The organism is Herminiimonas sp. Marseille-P9896 (assembly GCF_903993245.1).
Lineage (GTDB): Bacteria > Pseudomonadota > Gammaproteobacteria > Burkholderiales > Burkholderiaceae_D > Oxalicibacterium > Oxalicibacterium contaminans.
In genome coordinates this window covers 689,991-709,621 of the sequence record NZ_CAJEVT010000002.1, presented here as the reverse complement: position 1 = coordinate 709,621, position 19,631 = coordinate 689,991, and the positions used below count along the sequence as shown (strand labels likewise).

General features: G+C 56.5%; 17 protein-coding genes. 2 read left to right on the top strand and 15 right to left on the bottom strand.

All coding sequences use genetic code 11. The annotated features are described in order from the left end of the window. Positions 1–226: 226 nt before the first annotated feature. From H7U06_RS08790 to H7U06_RS08770, 5 genes are all read right to left on the bottom strand, one after another. On the bottom strand, positions 227–1,828 hold the full coding sequence (locus H7U06_RS08790) for an ABC-F family ATPase (RefSeq protein ID WP_175625750.1): 1,602 nt from the start codon (positions 1,826–1,828) through the stop codon (positions 227–229). Between the two features lie 170 nt (positions 1,829–1,998). Next, a complete protein-coding gene (ldcA, locus tag H7U06_RS08785) occupies positions 1,999–2,958 on the bottom strand; it encodes a muramoyltetrapeptide carboxypeptidase (protein ID WP_175625749.1) in 960 nt (319 codons plus the stop codon). 3 nt (positions 2,959–2,961) lie between these two features. Next, entirely contained in the window at positions 2,962–3,903 is a 942-nt protein-coding gene (locus H7U06_RS08780; protein ID WP_254873182.1) for an alpha/beta fold hydrolase, read from the bottom strand. Between the two features lie 11 nt (positions 3,904–3,914). Next, positions 3,915–4,715: a triacylglycerol lipase gene (locus H7U06_RS08775; RefSeq protein ID WP_175626094.1), complete on the bottom strand. Its 801-nt coding sequence runs from the start codon at positions 4,713–4,715 to the stop codon at positions 3,915–3,917. A gap of 78 nt (positions 4,716–4,793) precedes the next feature. Beyond that, positions 4,794–6,302, bottom strand: coding sequence for a PLP-dependent aminotransferase family protein (locus tag H7U06_RS08770; RefSeq protein WP_175625748.1), 1,509 nt, complete (start codon positions 6,300–6,302; stop codon positions 4,794–4,796). A 98-nt stretch (positions 6,303–6,400) separates the two neighbouring features. Here H7U06_RS08770 and H7U06_RS08765 point away from each other — a divergent pair, with 98 nt between their 5' ends. Together H7U06_RS08765 and H7U06_RS08760 are read left to right on the top strand one after the other, a co-directional pair. Beyond that, on the top strand, positions 6,401–7,642 hold the full coding sequence (locus H7U06_RS08765) for a benzoate/H(+) symporter BenE family transporter (RefSeq protein ID WP_175625747.1): 1,242 nt from the start codon (positions 6,401–6,403) through the stop codon (positions 7,640–7,642). Then, complete coding sequence (locus tag H7U06_RS08760; RefSeq protein ID WP_175625746.1) at positions 7,642–8,454, top strand: YggS family pyridoxal phosphate-dependent enzyme; 813 nt, start codon at positions 7,642–7,644, stop codon at positions 8,452–8,454. Before H7U06_RS08765 ends, H7U06_RS08760 begins: the two co-directional genes overlap by 1 nt. Here the strand turns inward: H7U06_RS08760 and tadA are convergent. The 10 genes from tadA to H7U06_RS08710 form a co-directional block, all read right to left on the bottom strand. Then, positions 8,432–8,911 (bottom strand): tRNA adenosine(34) deaminase TadA, encoded by a 480-nt coding sequence (gene tadA / locus H7U06_RS08755; RefSeq protein ID WP_175625745.1) that lies wholly within the window; start codon positions 8,909–8,911, stop codon positions 8,432–8,434. The two genes, H7U06_RS08760 and tadA, sit on opposite strands and share 23 nt — an antisense overlap. Before the next feature lie 8 nt (positions 8,912–8,919). After that, positions 8,920–9,369, bottom strand: coding sequence for a 6-carboxytetrahydropterin synthase QueD (gene queD / locus H7U06_RS08750; RefSeq protein WP_175625744.1), 450 nt, complete (start codon positions 9,367–9,369; stop codon positions 8,920–8,922). Between the two features lie 6 nt (positions 9,370–9,375). Continuing rightward, positions 9,376–10,011 carry a 7-carboxy-7-deazaguanine synthase gene (queE, locus tag H7U06_RS08745; protein ID WP_175625743.1) on the bottom strand — a complete coding sequence of 212 codons (636 nt, stop codon included), beginning with the start codon at positions 10,009–10,011 and terminating at the stop codon, positions 9,376–9,378. A 209-nt stretch (positions 10,012–10,220) separates the two neighbouring features. Beyond that, the gene (locus tag H7U06_RS08740) at positions 10,221–11,852 is read right to left on the bottom strand and encodes a Na+/H+ antiporter (RefSeq protein WP_175625742.1); all 1,632 of its coding nucleotides are present in this window, start codon (positions 11,850–11,852) and stop codon (positions 10,221–10,223) included. 202 nt (positions 11,853–12,054) lie between these two features. Further along, on the bottom strand, positions 12,055–12,180 hold the full coding sequence (gene cydX, locus H7U06_RS08735) for a cytochrome bd-I oxidase subunit CydX (protein ID WP_012079865.1): 126 nt from the start codon (positions 12,178–12,180) through the stop codon (positions 12,055–12,057). A 72-nt stretch (positions 12,181–12,252) separates the two neighbouring features. Beyond that, positions 12,253–13,407: a cytochrome d ubiquinol oxidase subunit II gene (cydB, locus tag H7U06_RS08730; RefSeq protein WP_175625741.1), complete on the bottom strand. Its 1,155-nt coding sequence runs from the start codon at positions 13,405–13,407 to the stop codon at positions 12,253–12,255. Then, positions 13,404–15,008, bottom strand: a complete 1,605-nt coding sequence (locus H7U06_RS08725; RefSeq protein WP_175625740.1) for a cytochrome ubiquinol oxidase subunit I — start codon at positions 15,006–15,008, stop codon at positions 13,404–13,406. The genes cydB and H7U06_RS08725 overlap by 4 nt, the downstream gene beginning before the upstream one ends. Before the next feature lie 57 nt (positions 15,009–15,065). After that, a complete protein-coding gene (locus tag H7U06_RS08720; protein WP_175625739.1) occupies positions 15,066–16,772 on the bottom strand; it encodes an amino acid ABC transporter ATP-binding/permease protein in 1,707 nt (568 codons plus the stop codon). Further along, entirely contained in the window at positions 16,769–18,445 is a 1,677-nt protein-coding gene (cydD, locus tag H7U06_RS08715) for a thiol reductant ABC exporter subunit CydD (RefSeq protein WP_254873181.1), read from the bottom strand. Before cydD ends, H7U06_RS08720 begins: the two co-directional genes overlap by 4 nt. 395 nt (positions 18,446–18,840) lie before the next feature. Beyond that, positions 18,841–19,581, bottom strand: coding sequence for an SDR family oxidoreductase (locus H7U06_RS08710; protein ID WP_175625737.1), 741 nt, complete (start codon positions 19,579–19,581; stop codon positions 18,841–18,843). Positions 19,582–19,631: the final 50 nt, after the last annotated feature.

Genomic DNA, 19,631 nt, shown 5'->3' with positions numbered 1-19,631 from the left:
GGTCGAATAATTGAATGCGATGTTTATCTGTTGCTAGGGGTCATGCTTGCGCATGAACAAAATCGGTTATCCGTTTGCGCCTGCTCTGGCAGACGTGGCGGTGAGCTCGAATTGTAGCGCCATTTTCGGCTGAGGGTTGTTATCGACCTCACAATGACGCAGGGAAGGCGGATGTAAAAAAGCGCGACGGGGAAGAATCCACGTCGCGCTTTTTGCAATCGCAATCTTATTCGATGCCTTGGCTGGTCAAATACTCTTCGTAAGTACCCTGGAAGTCGACGATTTCGCCTTCTTTTACTTCCAGCACACGAGTCGCCAGCGAGGAGACGAATTCACGATCGTGCGAAACGAAGATCAAGGTACCGGCATATTTTTCCAGTGCGATGTTCAGCGATTCGATGGATTCCATATCCATGTGATTGGTCGGCTCATCCATCAGCAAAACGTTGTGACGACCCAGCATCAGCTTGCCGTAGGTCATGCGACCTTTTTCACCACCGGACAGGACTTTGACCGATTTCTTCACATCGTCGCCGCCGAACAGCAAACGACCGAGGATGGAACGCACAGCCTGATCGTCATCACCTTCCTTGGTCCATTGACCCATCCAGTCGGTGAGGTTTTTATCGCTGGCGAAGTCTTCGGTCGGATCTTGCGGCATATAACCAACGTTGGCGTTTTCCGCCCACTTGCCCTGACCGTGATCCGGATCGAGGCCAGTGATGTCAGCGCCACCGATGCTGCGCAACAGAGTCGTTTTACCGGCACCGTTGGCGCCGATGATGGCGATGCGCTCACCTGCTTCCACCATCAGGTTGAAGTCATTGAAGATGACGCGGTCGTATTTTTTGCTGAGGCCTTCCACTTCAACTGCAAGTCGGTGCAGTTTCTTTTCACCGTCAAAACGGATGAACGGGTTGGCACGACTGGATGGCTTGACGTCTTCCACCTTGATCTTTTCGATCTGCTTGGCACGCGAGGTTGCCTGACGCGCTTTCGATTTGTTCGCCGCGAAACGACGTACAAAATCCTGCAACTCAGCGACCTTGTCCTTGGCCTTCGCATTGTTCGCCAGTTGCTGCGCGCGCGCCTGCGACGATGCCAGCATGTAGTCATCGTAGTTGCCTGGATAGACCTTCAGCGTGCCATAGTCCATATCGGCCATGTGCGTACACACCTGGTTCAGGAAGTGACGATCATGGGAAATGATGATCATGGTCGAGTTGCGCTGATTCAGCACGTCTTCCAGCCAGCGGATGGTGTTGATGTCCAGGTTATTGGTTGGTTCGTCGAGCAGCAGGATGTCCGGATTCGAGAACAAGGCCTGCGCCAGCAAGACACGCAGCTTCCAGCCCGGCGCAACTGCGCTCATAGGGCCCTGGTGCTGGTCAATGGAAACACCGACGCCCAGCAACAATTCGCCAGCGCGTGCTTCTGCAGTGTAGCCGTCGTATTCGGCAAACTTCGCTTCCAGGTCGGCCGCCTTCATGTAGTCGTCGTCGGTCGCATCCGGATTGGCGTAGATCGCATCGCGTTCAGACATCGCAGCCCACATTTCGGTGTGACCCATCATGACCACATCGAGTACGCGCATTTCTTCAAACGCAAACTGGTCCTGGCGCAATTTACCGAGGCGCTCGTTCGAATCAAGCATGACGTTACCCGACGACGGATCGAGATCGCCACCGAGGATTTTCATGAAAGTGGATTTACCGCAACCGTTGGCACCGATCAGGCCATAACGATTGCCATCGCCGAATTTGACGGAAATATTTTCAAACAGCGGCTTGGGGCCGAACTGCATGGTGATATTAGCTGTAGATAACACTGATAAAGCCTTTGCGGATATAAATCGAATAACCGTCTATTCTACCATCTCAGGGGGTAAACAGCCGTGTACGTGGGTGAGCAAGGCCGCAGCGGCCTTGCATGAACCAGCTTGCAGATGGAATTTATTGCTTTCCCGGCAAGATTCGAAGCTGAAAACTAGCGAAGTTGCTATCTTTTCAGTGAGGGATAGCCTTGCATGCTCAGGCTGAAACCATCCGCCTGCGAGTGCAGCGTCGCTTGCGCGCCCACCACCAGCGTTGCCTTGTCACGGCCATGTCCGAACGGCAAGCCAGTCAGCACAGGTATCGGCAAATGGGTACGCAGGTAGGCCACCATTTGCTCGAAGTCGTAGCCATTGTCGTAATCGGTCAGGCGGTAGGCAGAGAAATCACCCAGCAACAACGCTTGTTGACTATCCAGCACACCGGCATGCAATAACTGCAAGACCATGCGTTCGACGCGATACGGATGTTCATTCACGTCTTCGACAAACAGGATCCCACCCTCCACGCGCGGCAGATAGGACGAACCTACCAGATGCGCCAGCATGGCCAGGTTACCACCCCATAAGGTACCGCTGACTTCCAGCTCCGGATTACCGGCAGCCTGTGCTGTCAACGTGTATTCAGACTGGCTTATGCAACGCCAGAAACTGTTCAGCGTGTAGGCGCTCAATTCTTCGCGCACGAAGTCATCACACAGCATAGGACCGGAAAAACTGCCCACGCCACGGTGCGCCAGCAAACCCATTTGCAAGGCAGTGAAGTCGCTATGACCGACGAATAGTTTGCCGCTGTCAGCCAGCAATTTGAAGTCCAGTTCCGGCAGCAAGCGGGTCAAACCATATCCACCACGCAGCGCCAGTACGATGTCAACTTCCGGATCTTTTGCTGCGGCATACAATTGCGCGATGCGTTCTTCATCGGTCGCACCAAAGCGCTGGAATTTGCGCTCGGGGTCGCTGAAGTTTTTCACTATGCAGCCTTGCGCCTGCAAATTCTCTATGCCGTGCGCAACCGCGTCCGGGTTCACCGCATACCCACTGGCGGCAACCAGCCCTATCACTATCGGTGATCCATCTACACTCGCATTCAGCATGCGTACAGCCTGATTCAATTCAGCGTTCATATTTTATTCAGTAGGACCATACAGCTTGGCGGCTGCATGACAATGTTCTGCTATCAGCTGTGACAGATGATCGTTCAGGCCGTCAGGCAAATCATGGCCCATGCCATCGATTTCCTGCAGCACTGCATTCGGTATCAGCTCAGCCGTTTCACGTCCGCAGGCGACCGGCAATAAAGGATCATCGGAACCATGTATCACCAGGCTCGGCACGCGCACTGTTTTCAGCAAGGCCACACGATCGCCCGAAGCCCCTATCGCCAGTAATTGACGCTTGGTGGCGACCGGCTCCAGGCTGCGTTGCACGCTTTCGGCAATACGTTCCTGCAAGACTTCATGTGCAACCGGATAAGCCGGGCTGCCGATCACTTGCATGGTATTGACGAAATGATTGATCACACCCTGCTGATCGTTGGCCGCAGGCGGACGGCTGAACAAGACTTTGCGTGCCGCTTTGGTCGGCCCCGGCAAACCACGCCTGCCACTGGTGGACATGATGGACGTAAGGCTGATGGTGTGTTCCGGATATTTGGCTGCGATGATTTGCGCAATCATGCCGCCCATCGAAGCACCGACGATGTGTGCGCGTTCGATATCCAGTGCTTCCAGCAAGGCGATGGCATCCGCCGCCATATCATCCAGCGTATAGCCAGCTTTCAGCGGTATGTGGAAGGCCATCTTGATCAAGGCCAGCAGCGTGTTTGGTTTGCCCAGATGATGGAGTTTGCTGGACAGTCCACTATCACGATTGTCGAAACGGATAACGTAAAACCCCTGGCGCTCCAGGCCGTCACAAAACGCAGCGGGCCATGAGATGAGCTGCATGCCCAATCCCATGATCAGCAGGATGGTCGGATTGCGTGGGTCGCCCTGGGTTTCGTATGCAATGTCTACATTATTTACATGGATAGTCGGCAAGGCGGCGCTTTCAAATAAAGACTGATGCAATCAGGTATACACTAAGTGCGTTGCGGATCACGATAAATGATTTTTTTAACACCTTGATGACCACGATGATCAAAACGTTGCCATTGACCTTCGGGCTGCGCCAGCCGGTCAGCCAATGCGTACAAGACGGTCGGATTGGCAACCATGCCGGTATGACTGCCGTGTACTTCGATATTTTCCGATAAATCGGTTTCCTGCTCTACGCAGCATTGCCACGACACAATACCATCGGTACGACTGAAAATCGAGGTAGTCGGCACGGGTGGTGTCTTTTTGAGTTCGGCGATTTGCACTTCATCGATGGCTGGTTTGCCGCTGACCATTTGATACAAGCGCCAGGCATTGGTCGCGGTCGGATGACCGGTGAATGGCGAACCCAGCGTGATCACGCAACGCACGTGATCCGGCAAGGCCTTGGCGATTTCACGGGCGTAAATTCCACCGAGGCTCCAGCCTATCAGGCTGACTTTTTGTTCGTGCTTCTCGCTCAATTCTTTGGTACGGGCTATGCAGCGCTCAAGCAAACCATCACGTGGACCAAGATTCAACCCCTGCTTCCAGGCATAGGCCTGATAGCCGCATTTATCGAGGAATCTGCGCAGGAAGAAGGTCAGGGTATCGCCCGCCATCAAACCTGGCAACACCATGACCGGGTGGCCGTCTCCGGCCGGTACATCCTTCAGCATGGGCGCTGCCAGCAACGCCGCACCCAGCTCCCACGGTGCACGTCCCTCCAGCGCCAGCAACAACATACTCGGCGGTTTCAGCGTACTGCCCTCATTGCTTGCCTCAGTGTAACGATTTGCTTCCATCATGTGCACTCCTCATCGGGGGATCAAGGATAGGATTGCAGACATAGGCCTATGGTTCAACCTCGGGCCAAATCAGCCCTATTTGTCCTTGGGACACAGGGCACGCAGCACTTGCGCCAGCTTGCGGACGGCGATTTCCAGTTCATGTGGCGCATGTGCGGCGAATCCCATAAGGAAACCTGCCTTGTGCCGCTTGGCTGCATGCAACTCAGTCAAACCCAGCACGTCTATGCCAGCCTTGCGTGCCGCGTCCACCGCTGCACGCTCCGGAATGTCACGGATGAAAACACATGGCATTTGCATGCCACCAGTTGGTACCAGCGCCTCCACGAAGTCAGACAAGTGTAGCCCTACCAGGCGCACCAGCACATCGCGTCGCTCGGCATAGACCGCGCGCATGGTGCGGATATGGGCACCAAAATGGCCGCCTTCGATGAAGCGCGCCAGCGTGAGTTGCGGTATCGGCGCACTGTGTCCATCCAGCAAAGTACGCGCCACAGTCATGGGCGCCACCAGTTGCGACGGCAGCACCATATAGCCTATGCGCAAACCGGGAAACAGGGATTTGGTGAAAGTGCCTATGTAAATCGTCCGCTCATACGGATCCAGCCCCTGCACGCAGGCGGTAGGTTTGCCTGCGTAATGGAACTCGCTGTCGTAGTCGTCTTCGATGATCCAGCCCTGCTGTTGCCGCGCCCATTCGATGACGGCCAGCCGCCGGTCCAGCGCCAGCGTCGCGCCGGTAGGAAACTGGTGTGAAGGCGTCAGGAACACGGCGCGCGGTGCCTGCTCTGTCGGCTGCGCCAGTTCCAGCATGCGCTCGACACGCAAGCCATCCGCATCCAGCGGCACCGGCACGCACTCCAGCCCGGCTGCATCAAAAGCCTTGCGCGCGCCGTGGTAGACCGGGTCTTCGATGAAGATGCGTTCCCCCGCATCCAGCAACACATGCGCGCACAAGGTCAGCGCCTGCTGCGAACTGGTCAGCACCAGCACCCGCTCGGGCGTGGCGCGTGCCCCGCGTTCGAGATTGATGTAATCGGCGATGGCATGTCGCAACTGCTCCATGCCTTGCGGCGGACTGTGCAACAAGGCTTGCGTACCGTATTCCTTCAACACCTGCCGCTGCAAGCGCTCCCAGGTCTGGAGCGGAAAGCTGCGGGTTTCCGGCACACCCGGGGCAAACGGCCGCGGCGTAAAAAAATCACGCACGCCCCCACCCTGCAACATCGCCTTGCCGCGCTGGCTAAGACGCGTCGTAGCCCCGCGCTCCACCACCGTACGTCGCGGTCGCCCCCGTCCCGGCAAGCGCTGGATGCGCTCGGACACATAGCTGCCACTACCGACACGTCGTTCGATAAAGCCTTCTGCATGCAACTGGCCGTAAGCCGACTCCACCGTATCCCGCGATACGCCCAGGGACTGCGCCAGCGCACGCGATGCAGGCAATGGCCGGCCTACATCGAGGGCGCCGTCCAGTATCAGCTGACGTATCGCACGCTGTACCCGCGCATGCAGCGGCAAACCTGCGTGTGCCGGATCGACCAGCCAGGTTTTGACGGATTCAAGTTGGGCGTGCTTAAACAATTGGTCTGTACCTCATCGCAAAAATGGCAGGAAATATACGGCCATTTTAAAGCTATAAATACAGTCCTTCATACACTCTCCGAAATCAGCAAGCAGCCATGTCATCCATCCCTACCCGCTCATCCTTAAGCTGGAACGATCTCAGCCACCCACTCGTCGCCGGATTGATATCCGTCATCGTCAATTACGGCGGCACTTTTATCCTGGTGTTCCAGGCGGCGAAGGCGGCCAACCTCAGCCCAGAACTGACCGCTTCCTGGGTATGGTCAATTTCTATAGGTGTGGGTGTGACCGGACTCATCCTGAGCTGGATGTCGCGCGAGCCCATCATCACCGCCTGGTCGACCCCGGCAGCAGCATTTCTGGTCACAGCGCTGGCGACTACACCTTATGCCGAAGCGGTCGGTGCTTACATGGTTTCTGCCGCGGCATTCGTATTGCTGGGATTGTCGGGCTGGTTCGAGCGTGTGATACGCCTGATCCCCCACGGTGTAGCTGCCGGGCTGCTGGCGGGCATCCTGCTGCAATTTGGCATAGGCGCTTTCGGCGGCATGAGCCTGGATCCGTTGCTGACTGGCTTGCTGATCGCAGCCTATCTGCTGTTCAAACGCTGCGCCCCGCGCTATGCGGTGGTGGGCATCCTGTTGCTGGGACTGGCCTTGCTGCTAGTGCAGGATCGCGTTGATTTATCAGGCCTGAGCCTGCAGCTGGCAGCACCGGTCTTTACCATGCCAATGTTCTCACTCAACGCCTTGCTGAGCGTCGCGCTACCGCTGTTCCTGATTACGCTGACCGGCCAATACATGCCAGGCATGCTGGTGCTGCGCAACGATGGCTACCGCACCAGTGCCAATCCCATCGTGACCATGACTGGCCTGGGTTCGCTATTGATGGCGCCGTTTGGTTCGCATGCGTTTAATATCGCCGCGATCACTGCTGCTATTTGTACCGGGCGCGAAGCGCACGAAGACCCGTCCCGGCGCTGGATCGCAGGTATCGCTGCAGGTGTGTGCTACATCCTGGTAGGCGTATTCGGTCTGACGCTGGCTGCGGTCTTCATGGCGTTTCCTGCCAGCTTCATCACCACGCTGGCGGGGCTCGCACTGCTCGGCACCATAGGCAACAGCCTGGCCAGCGCAATGGCCGATGCCAAAACACGCGAAGCTTCGCTGATCACCTTTCTGGCGGCCGCTGCCAACATCACCCTGCTCGGGATAGGCGGTGCATTCTGGGGACTGGTAATCGGCCTGCTCGCGTATGCGGTATTGCATGGCCGTATGCCGCAGAAGGCATGGAAGGCTGCTTTTACCGCTACACCTGTCAACAAGAGGAGCAAATGATGTCCGGTTCGGTTGACACCCTCACCAATCACGACCAGCACGGACGCTATCCGGAAGCCACCACGGTAGAAGATTTTGCTCACAAGCTGACGACGGTGCAACGGCGCATAGCTGAGGCCTGCCGTCGGGTCGGACGTGATCCGGCAGAAGTACGGCTACTCCCTGTCAGCAAGACCAAACCTGAATCCAGCCTGCGCCTGGCCTACGCAGCCGGTTGCCGCACATTCGGCGAGAACAAGGTACAGGAGGCGCATCATAAATGGGAAGCGATGCAGGACCTGAGCGACCTGCACTGGTCAGTGATCGGTCATCTGCAAACCAACAAGGCTAAACTCGTGGCGCGCTTCGCTACCGAATTCCAGGCACTGGATAGCCTGCGACTGGCCGAGGCGCTGGATAGACGCCTGCAAATCGAAGGCCGCGCGCTGGATGTGTACGTGCAGGTCAACACTTCGGGGGAAGCCAGCAAATACGGCCTGGCTCCGGCCGACGTCGCTGCCTTTGTACGGGCATTACCAAACTACAGTGCATTGCGCGTGCGCGGCCTGATGACGCTGGCACTGTTCTCCAGTGAAGCGGAACGGGTACGGCAGTGCTTCATCTTGCTACGCACGCTGCGTGAGCAACTGAGACAAAGCGCACCCGCAGGCATCAGCCTGGATGAACTGTCCATGGGTATGTCCGGGGACTACGAGATTGCGATCGAGGAAGGCGCTACGGTAGTACGTGTCGGCCAGGCTATCTTTGGCGCACGACCTATGCCGGATAGTTACTATTGGCCGGGAGAAATCAGTCTGACTCGGCAGGAATAGACTTGGCTGCCTTGCGGCGTTCGGCAAAGAATTCTTTCAGCAAGCTGCTGCATACTTCGGCCAGTACGCCGCCAGTGATTTGCGTGTGATGGTTGAGCTGGTTTTGCTCGAACAGGTTGAGGACGGAACCGCAGGCACCGGTCTTGGGATCAGGTGCACCAAACACTACCCGCGCCAGACGCGCATGCATCATCGCACCGGAACACATCACGCAAGGTTCCAGCGTGACGTAGAGTTCGCAACCCGGCAAACGGTAGTTACCAAGGACAGTAGCCGCCGCACGCAAGGCCATGATTTCTGCATGCGCAGTCGGATCGTGCTTGCCTATAGGCTGGTTATAGCCTGTCGCGATAACGACACCATCCTTGACCACGACAGCACCGACCGGGACTTCACCCAGCGCCCATGCATGGCGCGCCTGTTCCAGCGCCTGTTGCATGAAAAGTGCGTCTTGCATGGTCGGGATCAGCCTTCAGCCGTGATTTCGGCCCAGCAGTTCGGTGTTTCGTGCAGCACCAGTTTATGCAGGCGCAGGCCGGTGCCGTAGCGATCCTTGTATGCCGCGTTCAGGATATTGAATGCGGTTTGCGCCAGGTTTTCCACGGTAGGAATACGATCGATGATGACGGTCTTGTGGCCCGGTATGCTTTCGAGGAATTCTCTCACCTTGGCATCTTTTTCATACACCAGGAAAGCGTGATCCCAGACATCGACCAGATGCTCTTTCGCCAGCGCCTTGATGTCGGAGAAATCCATGATCATGCCATTATCGGAACTACCCTCGACATCGATCACCTCACCCAGCAGCGTGATTTCCAGCGTATAGCGGTGGCCGTGCAAATTGCGGCACTGGCTTTTGTGATCGGGAATGCGGTGACCGGCATCGAATTCCAGCTTGCGTGTAATAGTCAACATAAGGGCTTACGGTATCTGTAAAAGTTTATGGGTCTGCAAACTCAGCTTCCATTTCGGATTGCGTTTGCAGACATCAATCGCGAGCTTGGTATTTTGTTCGGCCAGCGGGCCATCCATCGGTTGCACAAAGAAGTGCTCGAAATCCAGTTCTTCATAGGCCGCCAGCGATTGCTCCGCCTGCGGAATCACGACCTTCAATTCACTGCCTTTGCGCACGACCAGTTGCGAACCCATTTTCGGACTGACGCAAATCCAGTCGACACCTGTCGGCACCGGCAAAGTGCCATTGGTTTCGATGGCAATCTCGAAGCCGACTGCATGCATCGCATCGATCAGCTCTGTATCCAGTTGCAGCAAAGGCTCGCCACCGGTAAAGACGACATACTTGCTCGCTGCATACGACTCCGGCCACAAGGCATTGATCGTGTGCGCCAGCGTGGTGCCGTTAGCAAACTTGCCACCACCTTCGCCATCGGTACCGACAAAATCGGTATCGCAAAACTGGCACACCGCAGTCGCGCGGTCGCTTTCGCGCCCGGTCCACAGGTTACAACCGGAAAAGCGGCAAAACACCGCAGGCCGTCCGGCGTGCGCGCCCTCGCCCTGTAGTGTATAAAAAATCTCTTTTACGCTGTAAGTCACTGTGTGTGCCGATGTAATTAAATGCCCTATGCGCCAGAAGCCAGCATAGTTTGCGAAAAATGAAGGACTTGCTGCCACCGTCACGATGGCTGAACCGGACTATCCGGACAGCTCAATTGGCTGTCAGATGTGGCTTTAATGGCATGGTCGAAGGCCGCTATTATAGACCAGCCGACCTTTTCACGCCTTATGCCAGACAAATACCGGACTTAGTCCGTGCGTGATAATGCACCCTCGATCAGGTCCAGTTCGCGCAGCAGGTGCTGGTGCACCGAATCGTCCAGCTTGTCATTCAGCCACATCTGGAACAATTCATCCCGTTCCGCCCGTATCGCTTCCAGCCGCAGGCTGCGCTCCGCTTCTGCTTGCGCCTGAAAACGCGCCGCTTCGTCGCCCTCATTGCCATAGTCGAGACGGCGCTGGTACAGCTCGGTAATGCGTGCTGCGGCCTCAGAGTAGGCGTCATTCGCGCTCATGGTTTGCGTCAATTGCTCGATGCGCCGTATCGCAGCCTCTGCCGCCGCTGCCCGCGCCTGCCCTTCGGCTGCACCCACCAGCGGCTCCGGTGAAAATTCAAGGCCACTGGTCAGCAAAGGCAAGGCGATGCTGGCCGTCAGCAGGGACAGCAGGATCACACCCTTGGCCAGGAAAATCAGTAAATCGCGCGCCGGGAATTCCGCGCCGTTCGGCAACAGGAAAGGCAAAGTCAAAATACCCGCCAGCGTAATCGCCCCGCGCACCCCGGCAAATGCGGTCACCAGCAACAATTTGAACGGCGGTTTGACGATTTCTTCGTCCTCATTGCGCTTCCCTTTGAACACGGTAAATTTCAGCGAGCCCCAGACCCACAGGAAGCGCAGCACCGCCAATACCACGGTAATTGCCAGTACATAGAAAGCCAGCCACCATGCAGTGCTGAGCCCCATTTCTATCGCGATCCCCGGCAAGCCTTCGACCGTCGCGCGCAGCTGCGCCCCCAGGATCACAAAGATCACGCCGTTCAAGGCCATTTGTATGGTGTCCCACACCGCACGCCGCTGCATGCGGGTGGCCGCGAGGCGACGCCCGACCAGATCCGCATAGTGCATGGTGATACCGGCAGCAGCCGCGGCCAGGATGCCAGAACTGCCAATATGTTCGGCGCCAAGATAAGCGGCGAACGGCACCAGCAGGCTGATCAGGATTTGTGTGCCTGGATCTTCGCCGACGGCTGCCACCAGCCAGCGATTCAGGATGCCGATCAGCCAGGCCACAGCAATACCAACCAGCAAACCACCGCCAGCCGCCTGCAGGAATTCCAGCGAAGCATCCAGCAGGGAAAAGCTGCCGGTAATCACCGCCGCCACCGCAAAGCGGAAACACACCAGGCCGGACGCGTCATTCAGCAGCGACTCACCTTCCAGGATATGCATCAGGCGCGAAGGAATAGGACTTTGCGAAGCAATCGCAGACACTGCTACCGGATCGGTCGGCGACAGGATGGCGGCCAGGGCAAACGCGGCAGCCAGCGGAATCGCCGGAATCATCCAGTGGATGAAGTAACCCATGCCAACGACCGTAAATAGCACCAGGCCAATCGCCAGCGTCACGATAGGACGCGCGTCACGGAAGAAAGCACTTTTAGGGATGCGCCAGCCATCAAGGAACAGCAACGGCGGGATGAAGAACAAGAAAAAGAATTCCGGGTCCAGCGGCACGCTGATGCCAAAACCGTAGGACAGCACGATGCCGGTGGCAATCTGGACCAGCGGCAACGGGACTTTAATCGGCAGCAGGCGGGCTACGAAGGCGCTCGCCACCACGGCAAGAAGCAAAATGAGGATGATCGTGACGGTGTGCATCTAACCCTGGTTTCAAGAATAGCCAAATCAGCTAAAGCGCTGCCGCATATCATGCAACGCCTGAGTATGAGCGCCTATCCGTGCCGGACGAAGACCGATCTGAACGGATACGCGAGGGTATCGATTTTACGCCGTCTGGCGGAAATGGACATCAATTGCCGCGTAATAAGCGCGCAATCCATGTCCATCCGCTTACTGCAAATCAGGACGGCTTGTTCAGCTTCTCTTTACGAATCGCCTCATCGTCCATCAGTTCGTACCACATCGCATTCAGTACCGCGAAAGCGGCCGCGAGGGGCAAGCCGAGCATCCATGAGAAATACCACATAATATTTTTCCTTATCGTTAGTTCTTCTGTGCTGCCACCCGCAGATGGCAGCAACGATGAAATGCCCACGCTCTAATAAGCGTGTCCGGTTTCTTCGCGTATCTCTTTTTCATCCACCTTGCCCCACAGCACGTGATACACCCAGGTGGTGTAAGCGACGATCAACGGAATAAAGACTGCGGTCACCACCAGCATGATGAATAGCGTGAGATGGCTGGATGATGAGTCCCATACCGTCAGGCTGGCGCGCGGATCTATCGACGAAGGCAGGATGAATGGGAACATCGAAGCGCCTACGCTGAGGATGATGCCGCTAATACTCAGGCTGGTGCACAGCAAGGCAAAGATTTCGCGACGGAAACGCAAACCGAAGAAAGCACCCAATGCACCGATAAAGCCAGCGGCTGGCGCCGCCATCGTCCATGGATGCGCCGCGTAATTGGCAAACCAGGCTCCGGCATGACCTTCGACCGTTTTCAGCAAAGGATTCGATGGTCCGAACGGATCAATCTCGCTAGTAATGCGATAACCATTGATGTACTTCCACAACAGCAAGCCAGCCACCGCATAGAAGAGGATGGTGGCGAGCGCCGCTGCGCTGCCATAGTTACGTGCACGCCCTGCTACAGCTCCATCTGTTTTCAGTTGCAACCATGCAGCACCATGCATGACCAGCATCGCGATAGAGACCAGTCCGCACAGAACGGCAAATGGATTCAGCAAGCCAAAGAAACTGCCGTCGTAAAAGATATGCATGCTGGATTCAAGCCGGAACGGAACGCCCTGCAACACATTGCCCAGTGCTACACCAAAGATCAGCGTCGGTACAAAGCCACTGAAGAACAAGACCCAGTCCCAGCGCGCACGCCAGGCAGGATCTTCACGCTTGCTGCGGAATTTGAACGCAACCGGACGCAGGATCAGGCCGGTCAGAATGGCAAACATCGCCAGATAAAAGCCGGAGAACGCCACCGCATACAACTGCGGCCAGGCGGCGAAAATCGCACCGCCACCCAGGATCAGCCAGACTTGATTGCCTTCCCATACCGGTCCCACGCTATTGATAACGACGCGTCGTTCCAGGTCGGTTTGTCCAACGAAAGGCAACAAAATACCGCTGCCCAGATCAAAGCCGTCAGTCACGGCAAAGCCGACCAGCAGTACCCCGATCAGGACCCACCAGATCAGACGCAAAGTGTCATAGTCGATAAGTGTATGCAAAATCATGATGGCTCCACGACAGAAGTTGGTGCGGATGGCGGATTGGCGCGAACTATATTGACGCCTTCATCAGGCACATGCTCATCTACGGGCCCCTTGCGGATGATCTTGAACAGCAGTTTCAACTCGATGATCAGCAACACCGTGTAAATCGCGACGAAACCCGCGAGCGTGATCAGCAGTGTTTTGATACCCAGATTCGATACCGCGACCGCAGTCGGCAATACTCCTTCGATCACCCACGGCTGCCTGCCAAATTCTGCAACCAGCCAGCCTGCTTCAATCGCTATCCACGGTAGTGGTATCGACCATACGGCTACCTTCAGCAACCAGCGATAGCGATCCAGCTGACGACGTGCCGACAACACAAAGAAAGTTGCGGTCAGCGCGATCATGAACATGCCGATCGCCACCATAATGCGGAAGCTCCAGAACAGCGGCCACACATGCGGTACCGTATCCCAGGCTGCCTTCTCAATTTGTTCCGGTGTCGCCTTCAACGGATCGTCCACATAGCGGCGCAGCAACAAGGCATAACCGAGATCGCCACCGTTATCTTCGAACTGCGCGCGCAGCTCATGCGAGATATTTTTTGTGCCGCCCTGCGCGCGTATCTGTTGCAAGGCGTCGTAGGCTTTCAGGCCGTTCGAGATACGTCCTTCGGCACGCTCGACCAATTCGATAATGCCAGGGATGGTGGTATCCAGCGAACGCGTACCGATCAGGCCCATGATGAACGGGATATGAATCGCGTAATGATTTTCACGCGCCTCCTGATCCGGGAAACCAATCAGGGTGAAAGACGCCGGCGCATCCTGTGTCTCCCACATGCCTTCGATCGCAGCCAGTTTCATCTTTTGATGTTCGGTCGACAGATAACCGCTCTCGTCACCCAGCACCACGACTGACAGTGATGCTGCCAGACCGAAGGAAGCGGCGACCGTCATCGAACGTTTGGCGATGTCGAGGTGACGTCCCTTCAACACATACCAGGCCGAAATACCGAGCACAAAAATCGAAGCCGCGACATAACCGGCAGACACGGTGTGCACAAACTTGGCTTGCGCTACCGGATTGGTCAGCACTGCGAAGAAGTCGCTGACTTCCATACGCATGGTGTCGGGATTGAAGACTGCACCGACCGGATTTTGCATCCAGCCATTTGCAATCAGAATCCACAATGCCGAGAAGTTGGACCCGATGGCCACCGCCCAGGTGGTGATCAGATGGCCAACCTTTGATAGCTTGTCCCAACCGAAGAAGAACAGACCAACAAAGGTAGCTTCCATGAAGAAGGCCATCAAGCCTTCAATCGCCAGCGGTGCGCCGAAGATATCGCCGACGTAGTGGCTGTAATAGCTCCAGTTCATGCCGAACTGGAATTCCATCACGATACCAGTGGCGACACCCATCGCGAAGTTAATGCCGAACAGCGTGCCCCAGAACTTGGTCATATCGCGCCAGATGACGCGGCCGGTCATGACATAGACCGTCTCCATGATAGCCAGCAGGATGGAAAGCCCCAGGGTAAGGGGCACAAAGAGAAAGTGATACAGCGCCGTGGCGGCGAACTGTAGCCGTGATAAAGAAACAATATCGAGTTCCATGTAGCTCCCTTTAATGACTTGAATTCTTCGTCGTATTCAACTGTTTACTGACCGTGTTCAATCCGGCCGCAAACTGTTCAACACACCTACAAAATCTGCATCGCTACGCTTCACTTCGGCAACAATACGCCCATGTTGCAAACAAACCAAGCGGTCTGCGAGTTCAGCTTCACGCCGGACATGAGTTGCCAGAAGGAAAGCGCGCCCTGCGGCTTGCATATCCAGACCTAGTAAAACATCGTGCGCCGTGGCCTGATCCAGCCCTTCAGTAGGCTCATCCAGCAGCCACAGCGGTACATCTCTCAGTAAAAGGCGCGCCAGCGCCAGGCGGCGCAACTGGCCACCAGACAAGCCGAGGCCGCCCTCGCCTAAACGCGTATCCAGCCCGTTTGGCATATTTACGACATCGTCGGACAGCCCCGCGCTGTGTAATACCTGCCACAGGCGTGCATCGTCGGCCTCCGGAGCCGCCACGCGCAAGTTATCGCGCAAGCTGTCCTGGAATAATTCGGTGCGCTGCGTCAGCAGGCTATGCGGGGCGACACAAACATTGCCGGAGCGCGCTGACAACTCACCTGCGATCAAGGCCAGCAAGGTGGATTTACCGGCACCGCTGGCACCGATCAGCGCCACCCGCTCACGAGCTGACAATGCCAGCGAAATGTTCTTCAGGATATTGGCCTCCTGGGCATCGGCGTCTGCACCAGCAGGATGGGCGCTGACATTCGTCAACTGCAGCACCAAACCGGCAGGCGGCTGTGGTGCAACAACAGTTTTTTCGTCGGCAACGTGCATGCGCGCACCGAGGCGACGCGCTGCCAGTACGGTACGTCCCAGTTCGAGTGCACCACGACGCAAGGCCGAAAACGGCTCGGTCGCGGTCAGCACCAGTAACAGCGCCAGCGCAGCCAGCGGCACATTCAAGATGCCCTCACCTACCAATGCGGCACTCACCAGCAAGGTAGCGGTCAGCGTGATGGTGCCGACTATGCTGTAAGCCATACCAGCCTGCGCCTCAAGTCGATTCAAGGCGTCGTCCGCTCGTGCCAGGTGCTGATCGGCGATGGTCAATGCCTGCTTCTGCGCATCCAGTTGCCCGGCCATGATTAATTCGGTCTGCCCTGCAACCAGATCGATGCTGCGTGCGCGCAAGGCTTCCAGTGCGTAACTGCGACGACGTGCATCCGGCCTAGCCTTGTGTGCCACCATCAGTGCAATCAACAAACCAGTGACGATCAGCCATGCGGCAAGTGCCAGACCCAAGCACCATTGCAACAAGCCCAGCGCCACGCCCAGCGTCAGCGCTGCACACAACGCAGATGCGAGCGGCACCAGTACACGCAAGTACAAGGAATCCAGTGCATCGATATCGCCTGTCAGGCGGAACAGCAATTGCGCTGGTCGCGCCAGCAAACGACGCGCTGCCTGTGGCCGCGCCCAGGCGCGAAACAGACGCACACGCAAACTCGCCAGCACTTCCAGCGTCGCATCATGCGTCACCAGTCGTTCACCATAGCGTGCAGCAGTACGCCCTAGTGCCAACAACCGTATACCTGCGGATGGCATGAAGACATCAAAGGTAAATGCGAGTGTCGTATTCAAACCGGCAATCGCAGTCGCTGTAATAAACCAGCCCGACAAACCCAGCAAAGCCATGCCGGACAATACGGTGGTCGCAGCCAGCAGCGCCCCCAATAACAATTTATTGCGACCGGCGTCAGCAAACAAACGCAGCACCGGAGCAAGATCACGCCAGATCGTCATGCCTGCTCCTCCGCCTGCAGCAGGATCACGCGATCCATGCGGGCAGCCAGTACCGGATCATGTGTCGCCACTATCATGGTTTTACCCTGTGCGAGTTGCAGCAAGGCTTCGGTCACTTGTTGTGCCGTAGCCTGATCCAGATGCGCAGTCGGCTCATCGACCAGCAATAAACCAGCATGCGGATCGGCTGCGGCACGCGCCAGTGCCAGTCGCACTGCTTCACCACCAGACAAACCACCACCGCCCTCGCCCAGTGCGATACCGGGACGTGCCTGTGCGACACCTTCAAGTTCCGCAAACTTCAATGCAGCAGCAACATCTGCGGCGCTGACTCCATCCCGACGCAATGCCACGTTGGCATGTACCGTACCGGCGAAGATATGTGGCTTCTGTCCTATCCATGCCATGCGTTTGCGCAGGCCGGCCGCACTGTACGCAGACAAGTGCACGCCATCGATGGTGATGCTTCCGTGCGGTAGCGGTAACAGGCCAGCGATCAGTGCCAGCAAACTGGATTTGCCTCCACCACTGGCAGCCATGATGGCGACGTGCTCACCGGCGGCGATCTGTAAATCAAAGCAATCAAATACTGCTGCGCCACTACCCTGATGCGCGAAGGACAGCTGCTGAATAAGGACTGTCGGCGCAGCACGCACTGCCGCTGCTGCAGTATTTGAAGCTGTTCCTGCATCCGGCAATAGCAAACCGTCTGCAGTTAAATTGTCGAGTGCATCCAGCGCAGCTTCACCTGCTGCACGGTCGTGCCAGACAGCAGACAACTCACGCAAAGGTTCAAAGAAAGCGGGTGACAACAACAGGATAAACACCCCCTGACCAAGGGTCAGACGCGTGCCCCAGGCGCCGTATTCGAGTTGTCCCAGCAAATGAAAACCGATGTACACCGCCACCATGGCGACACCAAGTGCGGCAAACAATTCGAGCACCGCTGACGACAGAAAGGCAATGCGTAGCACCGCCATCGTACGCATGCGCAACGCCTGTGCCGACGCATGCAAACGCAAGGCAGTCGCTTCGATCGCACCCAGTGTGCGCAAGGTCGCCAGGCCGCGCAGGCGATCCAGCAGGAAGGCATTCATGCCACCCATCTCCACCATCTGCGCTTCGCTCGCGGCTTTGGCGCGCCAGCCGACCAGCGCCATGAAAATAGGAATCAACGGTGCCGCGACCAGCAGAACCAGCGCCGCGATCCATGACAACGGAGTGACCACGATCAGGATGGCGAGCGGCACGACCATGGTGCGCAAGCGGGCCGGACGATAACGGGTGAGATAAGGGATGACAGCTTCCGCCTGCTCTGCCATCACACTGGCAGCCAGGCCGGATGCAGGCCTGGCGGCATCCAGTGGTGAACGTGCCGCGAGCGATGCAGCGACTTGCTCACGCATGAGGGACAGTTCAGCACGTGCGGTTTTGAATATGCGACGCACACCTGCGGCATCACAAACAGAACGGATTAAACCAAGGATAAAAATCAGGGCGGCGGGAAGATAGACAGCGGCAATACCAGCACCATCCATCAATCGCTGCAGTGCATAGGCCAACAGACCGGCTTGTGGCAACCACAGCAAGGATGCAAAGACTTGCAGCAAACTTCCGACCTCGAATCCTGTACCGGATCGCAATCGCTGGAAAGCGGCTGGTTTGGTATGCATAGTGCTTTGCATTATTACGCATTGCCACACTCTTGTGTGGCACTACTTCTTTCATTACATCGTATTCGATGGGGTGGAACACAGCATACGCCCGGCCTTCCTGCATAAACAGGATCAGATGGGGATGGTTTAGCCATATCAGTTCTGGGTCATGCACAGCCGTTGACGGCGTCACAACATGGCAAGCATTATCGCGCGCTGAAAATTCCGACATTTGCGCCACATCAAATTTAGGTGCTTTACTAGAACTCATTTCACAAATATTCATTTTCGGAATGAGAGACATAAAAAAAGCATCGCTCCCGTTAGGAAGCGATGCTGATCTACTGTCTGAATTTTTAAAGCCGGATGCAAGTCGTGAATAACTCCGCAGCACTGATACGGCCATTACAACTTCATGCCAGGCCACCATTCGCACGCAAGACCTGACCATTAATCCAGCCACCATCAGGTCCTACCAGAAAGGACACAGCCGCCGCGATGTCATCCGGCTGTCCCAGTCTTTGCAGCGGCGGCATGTTGGCGAGCTGCTGTATCTGCGCTTCGGTTTTGCCATTGAAGAACAGATCAGTCGCAACCGGTCCCGGTGCCACTGCGTTGACGGTGATATTACGACCGCGCATTTCTTTCGCGAAGATAGGTGTCAACACTTCAACCGCTGCCTTGCTGCCGGTATACACCGAATAGTTAGGCAAACTCATCGCCACCGTCGTGCTGGAAAAATTCACCACACGACCACCATCGTTCAGACGTGTCGCCGCCTCGCGCAAGGTATTGAAAGTGCCGCGTACATTGATACTGAGCGTACGCTCAAACAATTCATCGCTGGTATCGGCCAGGGCCGCCATCTGCAGAATCCCGGCGTTATTGATCAGCACATCGACCTTGCCCAGCTTCTGTTCGGTTTCATCAAACAGGCGGCGCACATCTGCCGAATTGGCTACGTCTGCTTGCACTGCTATCGCGTCATGTTGCGCGGTCTGCAATTTGGCGACCAGGGCATCGGCCTCGCCTGCACTGCTGGCGTAGTTAATGACAACCGCAAACCCATCGTTAGCCAGGCGTTCTGCAATTGCTGCACCTATGCCACGTGATGCGCCGGTAATGATGGCTACTTTTTTTGCTTGCTTGCTCATGGTCTTCTTCCTTAATGAGTGGGAGTGACGAGAGTGTGCAACAAAGCAAA